Below are 11,205 nucleotides of genomic sequence, written 5' to 3'. Positions count from 1 at the left end.
CTCGCGGCCGCGCCCCCCGCAGGCCCACTCGCCCCCACACCGGCAGCCGAGCTCCCCGCAGGCGCCCCCGGCGCCGTCCCCTCCGTGGCCGGATCTGTCGCCGTACCCCCTGGCGTGCCCGCCTCCGTTCCGGCCGGCTGGGCCGGCTCGCGCATGCCGTGCCCCGGCCCGGCGATCACGTCCCGGCTCCGTCCCATCGCGTTCACGTCCCCTTCCGCGCCGCGCGCGCGTTTCGCGTACCGCGCGTGCGTGCCGACCCGCACACACGTCGCTGCATCGACCTCAGCCCCCCAACAGCCGCGCGGCGGCGCACGTCACGTCGCCGCCACCGGGCCACGTTTGCGCCGCCGTCCCTCGATCAGCGTTTCCTGGACGTTGCGCAGCCGCTGCCCGTTCTCGTCGTGCGCGTGTCTCGTCCACTCGCCGTCCGGGCCCAGGTGCCAGGAGGCCGTGCCGTCCGACATGCCGGTCTCCAGCAGCCGGTTGAGGGAGGCGCGGTGGCCCGGGTCGGTGACCCGCACCAGTGCCTCGATCCGCCGGTCGAGGTTGCGGTGCATCATGTCGGCGCTGCCCAGCCACACCTCGGGCTCGCCCCCGTTGCCGAAGCAGAAGACGCGGGAGTGCTCCAGAAACCGGCCCAGCACGCTGCGCACCTGGATGTTCTCGCTCAGCCCCGGCACCCCGGGACGCAGCGCGCAGATTCCGCGTACCCACACCTGAACCGGCACGCCTGCCATGGAGGCGCGGTAGAGGGCGTCGCACACCGTCTCGTCCACGATCGAGTTGACCTTGATCCGGATGAACGCCTCGCGTCCGGCGCGATGGTGGGTGATCTCCTTCTGGATGCGGGAGACGAGCCCGTCCCGCAGCGAGCGCGGGGCGACCAGCAGCCGGCGGTAGGTCTCCCGCCGCGAGTAGCCCGAGAGCCGGTTGAACAGGTCGGACAGGTCGGCGCCCACCTGCTGGTCGGCGGTCAGCAGCCCCAGGTCCTCGTACAGCCGCGCCGTCTTGGGGTGGTAGTTGCCGGTGCCCACGTGCGCGTACCGGCGCAGCACCTCGCCCTCCTGCCGCACCACCAGCGACAGCTTGCAGTGCGTCTTGAGCCCGACCAGCCCGTAGACGACGTGGCAGCCGGCCTCCTCCAGCTTCCGCGCCCATTTGATGTTGGCCTGCTCGTCGAAGCGGGCCTTGATCTCCACCAGCACCAGCACCTGCTTGCCGGACTCGGCGGCGTCGATCAGCGCGTCCACGATCGGCGAGTCGCCGGAGGTGCGGTACAGCGTCTGCTTGATCGCCAGTACGTCCGGGTCGGCTGCCGCCTGCTCCAGGAACGCCTGCACGGAGGTGGAGAAGGAGTCGTAGGGGTGGTGCAGCAGTACGTCGCGCTGCCGCAGCGCCGCGAAGATGTCCGGTGCCGACGCCGACTCGACCTCCGCGAGGTCCCGGTGGGTGCCGGCGACGAACTTCGGGTACTTCAGCTCCGGCCGGTCCATGGCCGAGGCGATTCCGGACAGCCCCGTCAGATCGAGCGGGCCCGGCAGCGGATAGACCTCCGCCTCGCTCACCTTCAGCTCGCGGACCAGCAGTTCGAGGACGTACGGGTCGATGGACTCCTCCACCTCCAGCCGTACGGGCGGACCGAAGCGGCGCCGCATCAGCTCCTTCTCCAGGGCCTGGAGCAGGTTCTCCGCGTCGTCCTCCTCGACCTCCAGATCCTCGTTCCGCGTCACCCGGAACATGTGGTGCGCCAGCACCTCCATGCCGGGGAACAGCTCCTCCAGGTGCGCGGCGATCACGTCCTCCAGCGGGACGTAGCGGTGCGGCGACGCCTCCAGGAAGCGCGGCAGCAGCGGCGGCACCTTCACCCGCGCGAAGTGGTTGGCCCCGCTGACGGGGTTGCGGACGACCACCGCGAGGTTGAGGGAGAGCCCGGAGATGTACGGGAACGGGTGGGCCGGGTCCACCGCGAGCGGGGTGAGCACCGGGTAGATCTGCCGCCGGAAGAGGGTGAACAGCCGGGCCTGCTCCGCCTCGGTGAGCTCGGCCCAGCGGATCAGATGCAGCCCCTCGGCGGCCAGCGCCGGGGCGATGTGCTGCTGGTAGCAGGCGGCGTGCCGGGCCATGAGCTCCCGGGAACGGTTCCAGATGCCCTCCAGCACCTCACGCGGCTGCAGCCCGGAGGCGCTGCGGGTCGCCACGCCGGTCGCTATCCGGCGCTTGAGACCCGCGACGCGGACCATGAAGAACTCGTCCAGATTGCCCGCGAAGATCGCCAGGAAGTTGGCCCGTTCCAGGAGCGGCGTCCCGGGGTCCTCGGCGAGTTCGAGCACGCGCTCGTTGAAGGCCAGCCAGCTGCGCTCCCGGTCCAGGAACCGGTCCGGCGGCAGCTCCTCCGCCGCCGGCTCACCGCCCGGGAGGTCCCGGCCTCCCTCGTACACATCGGCGTCGGAGTCGAGGTCCGGGTCCAGGCCAAGGTCGGGGCTCGCCCCGAGGACGTTGCTGGTGACTTTGCCGGGGTCGGTCATACCGCCATTGTCGATGCTCTGCGCTGCAAGGCTCTCTGCCAGGGAGGACCGGGCCATTCCAGGAGGCTCGCACGAGAGTTTGAATCAATGGTTACGCCGACATGGCATCGCGGGGTGCCACCGGTTGCGGGCCGGGGTGACGGTGGATCTCCCGCCGCGGCCGGCCGCCCACGCACGGGCTGGGTGCCGTAGCTGTACGGCTTCGCCGAGATGATCTCTCGGCCTACGGATTCGTGATCTTCCTCGTGAGCCGGTCGGCCAGTTGACACCCCTGATCACCAGGGTCTGCTGCCCAGGGTGCCTGTGGCCTCAGCCCTTCCGTGCAGCCCCCTGCGGCCAGATCACGGTGACGCTCAGCCCTTCCGCCTGTGCTTGCTGCACTGTGTCTGCGGTGCCGCCGCCCTTTCCGGAGGGCGGTTGCCCGTCCCAGACGGCCACCAGCCGGTCAGCCCGGCGCAGCAGCTCTGCGTTGGCGGCTTCGTACGCCGTCCGGTTCGCGGTCGCGTACGGCATCACCAGCACGTCCGAGGCTGCCGCGCGGAGACGGTCGAAGGTGGCCGCGTGCTCGGGTTTCACCTTTGCTTCGCGGTAGTCGCGGGAGGGCAGCACGACGACGAGGCGGCCCCTCGCCGCCAGCACAGCCTCGGCGAACAAGGAGTCCGAGCCTTTCGCGATGCACGAGACACCGACCAGTTCGGCCGGCTCGTAGTCGGCCAGGAGCTTGTCCAGCACATCGCGGACCAGCGGGACCGTGGCGTCGGTGAGATCCATGTGCCCTGTGACTGCGAGGGTGGTCATGGGCAGGTCCCTCATGAGTTGGCCGGCAGACTGCGGAGCAGCTGTCCCCACGGGAAGGCCGCGCCATCCCCCTGCTTCGGCTGATGCGGCTCTCCCGGAGCGAACACCACCCGCACGCCCTGCTCGCGCAGTGTCGCCACGGCGCGCTCCACGGCGGGCTGCGCCCCCAGGGCCGTCGACCAGAACGGTGCTGCTGTCACCGGCACGCCCAGGTGTACGGCCTCCGCAGGGATCCCCAGCGCGACTGTGTCGGTGATTCCGGCTGCCCACTTGCACGCACTCGTCGTCGTCAACGGTGCGACCAGCATCGCGTCCGCCTTGGGCAGGCCGCTCGATTCGCCTGGGAGGGTATACCGGTGGCGCACCGGATGCCCGGTCAATGCCTCCAGCTCAGCACGCCGCGGCTCCCACCACGTTGCAGCCGTTGGCGAGAGGATGAGGCAGGTGTCCCACCCGGCAGCTTGCGCGGCGCGAACGCCGTCATCGATGTGCTGGGCAGGCCCTGCCGCACAGGCGATCAGGTAGAGCACGGGCTGCGTCATGCGGGGAGTCCACATCGTTGCGCGAGACCGCGCAACTCCGGTCCGGGAGATGGCACCAGCTCCAGCAGTTGCCCGACCAGGCGCACAACGGACGGACGCGCAACCTCCTGCGGCGCCAGCCGCTCAGCCTTCAGCAAGTCCCGAATTGCCTCCTCCCGCCGCCGGGTCAACGCCGAAGCGCGCGCAGTCGTGATGAGGTGCCGAGCCTGTCGCTCACGCCCCAACCCGAACACTGCCGCAGGGCCGATCCGCTGCGCGGCCTCGACCGCGGACCAGGCATCATCCAGCCGCAGCAGCACATCCACCTCGTGAATCGCTACGTTGGTCGGGCCGAAGCTGGTGAAGTCCCCGCTCTCCTCACCTTGCTGGTCGGCTACTTCACCGGCCTCGTCGAGTAGTTCGGTTGCAGCGGCGACGGACTCCGAGGACCGGCCTCCGCCGGTGGCACCCACTGCGGCGACAAGGTAAAGCATGCCTAGTGTGGACAGCCCAGCAATACCGGCGCTTTCAAGGTCGGGTCGCAGCGTGGCGGCAGTCGTGGCCGCATAGTCGGCTGCGGCAGCGTGCCGTCCTTGGTGGATCAGGCCGCGGGCAACTCGCCGAGCAGCGGCGCCGATTGCCACAGGATCGCCGGAAGCCTCGGCTGCGGTCAGGGCTCGTTCTGCGGCGAGTACGGCGGGAGTGCGCGCGAGGACTCCGTATTTGAACAGCAGGCTCGCGGTCAGTTGGTAGGCGCGGGACAGCAGTGCCGCAGCTTCTTCGCTGGCAGCAGCGGTTCCGTGGGCATCGGCGAGTACGGCAGGAAGGTCCCGGGCGGCGGCCGTGTAGTGGCATGAGGCCCACGCCTGGCAGCAGAACATGACGCGGCGCTTGAGATCTTCTATGGCAACGACTTGGCCGGCGCGGGTGGGTGTGTGCAGGGCGTCGACCAGCGCGGCCACGTCGGAAGGGAGGGGCTGGCCCGGTGTTGCAGACGCGAGGTCGGTCACGAGTCGTTCCAAGGGGATGTGCAGGATGTCGGCAGCCCGTTTCAGAACGGACAGGCGGGGGTCGGTTTGCCGTTGCCCGCCCTCCAGGTCTTGCACCCAGCGGCGCGACTGTCCCATGAGGCGCCCGAAGTCCGCCTGAGTGAGACCGCGCCGCTCGCGCCAGTAGGCGATGCGTCGGCCGATTCCAGTCTCCATGGAGAACTCCCCTACAAAGCACGCACTTTGCGTGCTCATTCCTTTTGTACCCGCCCTACGGTGCGCGTGCATACGGAACGTAGCGAAGGAGTTGCGGTGAGAATTGAGGGCGCACCAATGCCGCGAGGCGCCTATCTCAAGGAAGAGGCTCCCAACGGCCCATACGGCACCTGCCGCAACTGTGGCAAGCCGATCAGGCTGGTCAGCACTGAGGAGGACGGGACCACGGTGATCCGGGCCCGTTGCTGCGCTCGGCCGGGGGTGGCCGGTGGCTGAGAAGCGGGAGTTGGCGTTGCTTCGGCTGCTGGCTGAGTGGGTTGAGGGTGTCGGGGTCGAGGGTGTGCTGGGGAGTGAGTTTCTGCGTGGCACGTGGGATGGCGCTGATGGGGAGCAGCGGGCCGCCGCTCTCACCCGCCTTGCCTGGCGCGCTCGCCATGCCGAGGTGCGGCATCGGGCCACCCATGACGCCAGCCGTGTGGCCGTTTGGGCGGTGCAGGAGGCTGCTGTCTGGCACAGGGCATCGACCCTCGCGGACGCGTCGTTCCGGTTGCCGGTCGGGCAGTTGGCGTGGATTGCGTCGGAGGTTCAGATGGAAGCGGCGGTGCGGCTGGTGGTCGCTGGCCGGACCGGGGTGTTGCCGCCCGCTCCGTATCGATGTGCGGTCTGTGGGACCGATCGCTGCCTTCAGGTGCGCAGCTATGAGCGTGGGTCCGGGCCTGGGCGGGAGGAGCTGCGCTGTGGGGTGTGTGCGGGGCTGCCCGCGGATCCCGAGGAGATTCCCGAGGCCGTTGATGCCATCTGCCGACGGCGCACGGAGAGCAACTGACCCCCGCCCCCGACTGGACCGTCTCGACGGCTGCCTTTAACGGTTGACGACGGTGGGATGGGCTCCGTGCCGCCACCGTCGCGAGGCCCCTTTCAGGAACCGACCAGTCGGTACGTAGTGGTTACGGGGAGGCCGCCTGCTGCCCTGCCCGGTTGCGGTTTCGCCTTTTCGCTCCGCTCGCGACACGCTGCCCCGGGGGGGCTTCGCGTGCCCCCGGGCAAGGCGTGCGTCAGACCTCCACGGCGCCCAGCTGCCGCAGCACCCCGAGGTCGTCCCAGTTCCACCAGGCCTCGGCGATCTTGCCGCCTTGGCAGCGGAACGTGGCGTGCGCGGTACCGGCGAACTCCCGGCCAGTGGGCTCCAGCCCCTTGTAGGTGCCGGTGTGCCGGCCCTGGTAGGTCATCCGACAGGCCACCAGGTCTCCCTCGGCGATCAGGCTCTCCACGGTGATCCGGGGGTTGAAGGCCGCGATGATCTCGCTGTTCTCCTGTTTGGCCTGAGCGAGGTCCAGGTCGTAGGAGGAGAGACCCGGGTCGTGCTCCCGGTAGTCGCTGGTGCACAGCCCGTCGGCGGCATCGAGGTTGTTCGCGTTGATGACCTCTTCGAAGAAACGGCTGACGACGAGCTTGTTGAGCTGGTCGTCGCGTACGACGTCGAGGTCCGTGAAGGTCGGCGTCTCTTCGCAGACAGCGACCAGTTCCTGGAAGATGCGGTCGGTCTCGGGCAGCTGGGAGTTCTTCATCGCCTCCTCATAGGACGGGAACTCCACGATCTCGACGACGTGGGTGGAGTCCGAACGGTCCTGCCCGACCATCGAGTGCGTGGCGGTCCGCTTGCCCTGGGTCGCCTCGACCCAGTCGTCCATCAGCCGGTCGAGTTGCTCGACGTTTTCGGTCTTGCAGTCGATGAACTGGACGAACGTCATGAGTGCCTCCGGTACAGCGAGTGGCACATATGGACAAATCAGTCGCTTTCAGGATAGACGGTGGCGCTGCACCCTCGCTTCCGGTGCCGCTCCCGGCGGCTCTCAGGTCTCCGTGCGGTACATCAGATCCGTCTCGTGAGTACGGAAGCCGAGGCCCTCGTAGACGCGGACGGCTGCGGTGTTGTCGGCGTCGACGTAGAGCATGGCGGTCGGCAGACCGCGTTCGTCGGCGAGGTAACGCAGGCCGATGGTGGTGAGGGCCTTGCCGAGGCCGCTGCCCTGGGCCTCGGGGCTGACGCCGAGGACGTAGACCTCGCCCAGCCCCTCGGCCGAGTGCACCTTGGTCCAGTGGAAGCCGACGAGTTGGCCGTGGCGTTCGGCGAGGAAGAAGCCGACCGGGTCGAACCAGGGCTCCGCCTTGCGGTCGTCCAGGTCGCGCTGGGTGAGGTTGCCCTGCTCGGGGTGGTGGGCGAAGGCGGCGGCGTTGAGGGCCAGCCACGCGGCGTCGTCCTGGCCGGGGCGGAAGGTGCGGACCGTCACCCCCTCAGGCAGTGACGGCTCGGCGAGGTCGAGCCCCGCGAGCGGGCGCCGCAGCTGCCGCAGCTCCCGGAAGAGGGTCATGCCCAGGCTCTGGGCCAGGTGCCGGGCCGCCGGGTGGCCGCCGTGTGCCCAGACCCGCAGCCGCCGCCCGGACTGCTCCAGCAGTACCTGGCCGAGCCGCCTGCCGAAGCCGTTGCCGCGGCGTGTGGGTGCGACGACGAGCTCCCCGGCGGGTGCCTCCACCGGGTCGGTGTCCTCCAGTTGCGCATAACCGGCCAGCACCCCGTCGCCGTCGCGCAGCAGCAGATGGCGTACGCCCTCACGCGCGCCCCCGCGCAGTTGGAGCCGGCCCTGCTCGGAGACGGCGGGCTGACCGTCCTCCCGCGCGGCGGCGTCGATCAGCGCCTGGACCTCTCGTACGACCTCAGCGGACACCTCGTCCACAACATCCACGTCACTCATGGGAACGACCCTACGGCCGAACGCGGCCGAGCAGGACCGCCCCCGTCCACGAAGGCGCTCAGCCGGGCGACTCGGCCGGCGGCGGCGTGGGGGCTCCCGGCAGCCGCAGTACCGCCTCGGTCCCCGGGCCGCCGTCCGCGGGCCGCTGGAGCCGCACTTCGCCCCCGCTCTGCCGCACCGTACGGGCGACGATCGACAGCCCGAGGCCCGAGCCGGGCAGGCTCCGCGCGGAGGGGGAGCGCCAGAACCGGTCGAAGACGTGCGGGAGTTCGTCGTCGGGAACGCCAGGGCCCTGGTCCCGTACGGTCAGTACGCCGTCGCGCAGTCCGGTGCGCACGGTGCCGCCTTCGGGGCTGAACTTGATCGCGTTGTCCAGCAGATTGACCACCGACCGCTCCAGCGCCGCGGGTTCGGCCCGTACGTACCAGGGGGCGAGGTCGGTCGTCAGCGTCAGCCGCGGCCCGCGCGGGCGCACCCGTTCGACGGCGCGCTCGACGACCTCGTGCAGCCCGACGACCCCCATGCGGGAGGGGTCGCCGCCCGGCTCCTGGGAGCTCCCGGCGTCGTCCGGCATCGCCTGTGGACGGGAGAGCTCCTGGAGATCGCCGATCAGCTCCGCCAGCTCGGCCATCTGTGCCTGCACCGACGACAGCAGCTCCCTGCGGTCTTCCTCGGGCAGCGCCCGCCCGGTCTCCTCGCTGCGCACCAGCAGATCGATGTTGGTGCGCAGCGAGGTCAGCGGGGTGCGCAGTTCGTGGCCCGCGTCGGCGATCAGCTGCTGCTGGAGCTCGCGCGAGGAGGCCAGCGCCTCGGTCATGGCGTTGAAGGAGCGGGACAGCCGGGCGATCTCGTCGTGGCCGTCCGCCGGAATGCGTACCGCCAGATCCTCGGTACGCGCGATGTGCTCGACGGCCTCGGTGAGCCGGTCCACGGGCCGCAGCCCCGCGCGGGCCAGCGCGACACCGGCGCCCGCCGCGCCCAGCACGCCGGCCCCGCCGACCAGGGTGAGGATCAGCGCAAGGTTGCGCAGCGACTGCTGGATCTCCGCCATCGGCCGGGCCACCGACACCGCGAGCCCGGTGCCGGGCACCGGGGTGGTGCGCACCCGGTATTCGGTGCCGTTGGCCGCGCGTGCCGTGTGCAGGGACTCGCCGTGCCGCTGCCCGGCCAGCTCGACGTCGGAGTCGGTCACATCCAGCTTCCGGCCGACGATCACGCAGCTGCGCCCCGAGGTGTCCACCACCTGCACGGTGGCCCCGAACGGGTTGGGCGCCGGCTGGTCGGGCGGCGTGCACTGCCCTGACTGCACCCGGTCGACGACGGTGCCCGGCGAGACGGAGTTGTCCCGCAGCGAGTCGTCCAGCGAGTTGAGCAGCTGGGCCCGTACGAGAAACCAGCAGGCCAGCGCGCACGCGGCGACCGCCAGCGCCACCGTCGTCGCGGCCAGCAGCGCCAGCCGCCCGCGCAGCGGCATGGAGACGGCCCGGGCACCCTTCCTGCGCAGCCGGAACAGCGCACTGCGCGGAGAGGTCACGTGTCGTCCCTGAGGACATAGCCCACGCCGCGCACCGTGTGCACCAGGCGCGGTTCGCCGCCCGCCTCGGTCTTGCGGCGCAGATACATCACATACACATCCAGCGAGTTGGACGACGGCTCGAAGTCGAAGCCCCAGACGGCCTTGAGGATCTGTTCCCGGGTGAGCACCTGCCGCGGGTGGGCGAGGAACATCTCCAGCAGCGTGTACTCGGTGCGCGTCAGCTCGACCTGGCGCTCGCCCCTGGTGACCTCGCGCGTGCGCAGATCCATCCGCAGATCGGCGAACGACAGCGTCTCCGGCTCCTGAGCCGCCTCGGCCTGCGCCTGGGCGCGCGCGTACGAGCTGCGCCGCAGCAGCGCCCGGACGCGGGCGAGGAGTTCGTCCAGCTCGAAGGGTTTGACGAGGTAGTCGTCGGCGCCCGCGTCCAGCCCGGTGACGCGGTCGCCGACGGTGTCGCGCGCGGTCAGCATCAGGATCGGCACCCGCACTCCGGTCGCGCGCAGCCGCCGGGCGGCGGTCAGCCCGTCCATCCGGGGCATCAGCACATCGAGCACCACCAGGTCGGGCTCGTGTTCGGCGACCTTCTCCAGCGCCTCGGCGCCGTCGGCGGCCAGCTGCGCCTCGTACCCCTCGAAACTGAGGCTGCGGCGGAGTGCGTCCCGGACGGCGGGCTCGTCGTCGACGACGAGGATGGTCTGCTTCGGCTGCGTCTCGGAGGGCATGGTCACCAGCTTGGCACCGTCCCGGGCAGCGGGAGCGTCATGCACCGCCGTCCCGCAGCGAGCCCAGGTCCTGCTTCACGTCGTTGACCGGGATGGCGAAACCGAGCCCGACGCTGCCCGCACTGGACTGGGACGCCTGCCCGTCGCCGGAACCGGACGAGAAGATCGCCGAGTTGATGCCGATGACCTGCCCGGCCATGTTGAACAGCGGGCCACCGGAGTTGCCGGGGTTGAGGGAGGCGTCGGTCTGTATGGCCTTGTAGGTGGTGGTCTCGCCCTGGACGCCGCCGTTGTACTGGCCGCCGCCGTACTCGAACGGCCAGCTGTCGCCGCCCTGGCCGCCCTGCGGCTCGCTCTGGTTGCCGTCCTCCTTGGGCACCTTCACCTCGCGGTCCTTGGCCGAGACGATGCCGCTGGTCACGGTCCCGGACAGCCCTTCGGGCGAGCCGATCGCGACGACCTGGTCGCCGACCCCGACCGCGTCCGAGTCGCCGAGCGCGGCGGGCTGGAGGTCGTCCTGCCCGTCCACCTTGAGCAGCGCCAGGTCCTTGTCCGCGTCGGTGCCCACGACCTTCGCCTGTGCGGTCCTGCCGCTGCTGAAGGTGACCTTCACGGTGTCGGCGCCGGAGACGACGTGGTTGTTGGTGACGATCTGGCCGTCCTTGGTGATGATGACGCCGGAACCTGTCGCCTGCCCCGAACCGCTGGTCGCCTTGATCTCCACCACGCTGTCCTGGACGCTCTCCACCACCTGGGAGACCCTGCCCTTGGCGGTCGCGTTGCTGCCGCTGGCGGCCGGCGCCGCCGCGCTCGCCCCGCTGCCACCGCCGAGCAGCTGCTCCATCCCGTACGCGGTGCCCCCGCCGATCACCGCAGCGGCCACGGCGACAGTGGTCAGCAGCGCGGCGGGCCGCCGCATCCGGCGCCGCGCCGGGGGGCCGGGCTGAGTGGGGAACGTGGCGTACGGCGGCCCGGCGGGCGGCGGCGGTACGGCACCGAAGGAAGCCGTGCTCTGCGGGTCCTGCCGGCTCTGCGGGTTCTGCTGGTCATACGGGTGCTGCGGGTTCTCCCGCCCGAAGTTTTCCATGCCACTGAGGGTGGCCCCGCAATATGAGAGCTCCCTGAAGAGGCCCTGAGAAACCCC

Annotated in this window: 10 protein-coding genes and 1 pseudogene; 1 reads left to right on the top strand and 10 read right to left on the bottom strand. The window is 70.5% G+C overall.

Annotated features, from left to right (window positions below):
• From ITI46_RS05810 to ITI46_RS05790, 5 genes and pseudogenes are all read right to left on the bottom strand, one after another.
• Positions 1-197, bottom strand: a pseudogene (locus ITI46_RS05810) (CHAD domain-containing protein); the annotation flags it as partial.
• Positions 198-314: 117 nt separating this feature from the next.
• Positions 315-2,525 (bottom strand): RNA degradosome polyphosphate kinase, encoded by a 2,211-nt coding sequence (locus ITI46_RS05805; RefSeq protein ID WP_247745521.1) that lies wholly within the window; start codon positions 2,523-2,525, stop codon positions 315-317.
• A 309-nt stretch (positions 2,526-2,834) separates the two neighbouring features.
• Positions 2,835-3,323 (bottom strand): hypothetical protein, encoded by a 489-nt coding sequence (locus ITI46_RS05800; protein WP_209238296.1) that lies wholly within the window; start codon positions 3,321-3,323, stop codon positions 2,835-2,837.
• Positions 3,324-3,334: 11 nt separating this feature from the next.
• Positions 3,335-3,865 carry a flavoprotein gene (locus ITI46_RS05795; RefSeq protein WP_209238295.1) on the bottom strand — a complete coding sequence of 177 codons (531 nt, stop codon included), beginning with the start codon at positions 3,863-3,865 and terminating at the stop codon, positions 3,335-3,337.
• Complete coding sequence (locus ITI46_RS05790; protein WP_209238294.1) at positions 3,862-5,049, bottom strand: helix-turn-helix domain-containing protein; 1,188 nt, start codon at positions 5,047-5,049, stop codon at positions 3,862-3,864. The genes ITI46_RS05795 and ITI46_RS05790 overlap by 4 nt, the downstream gene beginning before the upstream one ends.
• Before the next feature lie 268 nt (positions 5,050-5,317).
• On the opposite strand from ITI46_RS05790, the gene ITI46_RS05785 reads away from it, so the two are divergent.
• Positions 5,318-5,875, top strand: a complete 558-nt coding sequence (locus ITI46_RS05785; RefSeq protein WP_209238293.1) for a hypothetical protein — start codon at positions 5,318-5,320, stop codon at positions 5,873-5,875.
• Positions 5,876-6,104: 229 nt separating this feature from the next.
• Here the strand turns inward: ITI46_RS05785 and ITI46_RS05780 are convergent, their stop codons facing one another.
• The 5 genes from ITI46_RS05780 to ITI46_RS05760 form a co-directional block, all read right to left on the bottom strand.
• Positions 6,105-6,800 (bottom strand): ester cyclase, encoded by a 696-nt coding sequence (locus ITI46_RS05780; RefSeq protein WP_209238292.1) that lies wholly within the window; start codon positions 6,798-6,800, stop codon positions 6,105-6,107.
• A 102-nt stretch (positions 6,801-6,902) separates the two neighbouring features.
• A complete protein-coding gene (mshD, locus tag ITI46_RS05775; RefSeq protein ID WP_209238291.1) occupies positions 6,903-7,802 on the bottom strand; it encodes a mycothiol synthase in 900 nt (299 codons plus the stop codon).
• Between the two features lie 58 nt (positions 7,803-7,860).
• A complete protein-coding gene (locus ITI46_RS05770) occupies positions 7,861-9,276 on the bottom strand; it encodes a HAMP domain-containing sensor histidine kinase (RefSeq protein ID WP_209238300.1) in 1,416 nt (471 codons plus the stop codon).
• A gap of 56 nt (positions 9,277-9,332) precedes the next feature.
• Positions 9,333-10,061 (bottom strand): response regulator transcription factor, encoded by a 729-nt coding sequence (locus tag ITI46_RS05765; RefSeq protein WP_209238290.1) that lies wholly within the window; start codon positions 10,059-10,061, stop codon positions 9,333-9,335.
• A gap of 37 nt (positions 10,062-10,098) precedes the next feature.
• Positions 10,099-11,148, bottom strand: coding sequence for a S1C family serine protease (locus ITI46_RS05760; protein ID WP_209238289.1), 1,050 nt, complete (start codon positions 11,146-11,148; stop codon positions 10,099-10,101).
• Positions 11,149-11,205 lie beyond the last annotated feature (57 nt).

The organism is Streptomyces oryzae, assembly GCF_017676365.1.
GTDB classification, from domain to species: Bacteria; Actinomycetota; Actinomycetes; order Streptomycetales; family Streptomycetaceae; genus Streptomyces; species Streptomyces oryzae.
This window is presented reverse-complemented; position numbering and strand designations above follow the sequence as displayed.

Excerpts from the sequence above, each read along its gene's own strand:
- ITI46_RS05805 (WP_247745521.1), bottom strand. The coding sequence starts at position 2,525 with ATGACCGACCCCGGCAAAGTCACCAGCAACGTCCTCGGGGCGAGCCCC.
- ITI46_RS05800 (WP_209238296.1), bottom strand. The coding sequence starts at position 3,323 with ATGACCACCCTCGCAGTCACAGGGCACATGGATCTCACCGACGCCACG.
- ITI46_RS05795 (WP_209238295.1), bottom strand. The coding sequence starts at position 3,865 with ATGACGCAGCCCGTGCTCTACCTGATCGCCTGTGCGGCAGGGCCTGCC.
- ITI46_RS05790 (WP_209238294.1), bottom strand. The coding sequence starts at position 5,049 with ATGGAGACTGGAATCGGCCGACGCATCGCCTACTGGCGCGAGCGGCGC.
- ITI46_RS05780 (WP_209238292.1), bottom strand. The coding sequence starts at position 6,800 with ATGACGTTCGTCCAGTTCATCGACTGCAAGACCGAAAACGTCGAGCAA.
- mshD (WP_209238291.1), bottom strand. The coding sequence starts at position 7,802 with ATGAGTGACGTGGATGTTGTGGACGAGGTGTCCGCTGAGGTCGTACGA.
- ITI46_RS05770 (WP_209238300.1), bottom strand. The coding sequence starts at position 9,276 with ATGCCGCTGCGCGGGCGGCTGGCGCTGCTGGCCGCGACGACGGTGGCG.
- ITI46_RS05765 (WP_209238290.1), bottom strand. The coding sequence starts at position 10,061 with ATGCCCTCCGAGACGCAGCCGAAGCAGACCATCCTCGTCGTCGACGAC.
- ITI46_RS05760 (WP_209238289.1), bottom strand. The coding sequence starts at position 11,148 with ATGGAAAACTTCGGGCGGGAGAACCCGCAGCACCCGTATGACCAGCAG.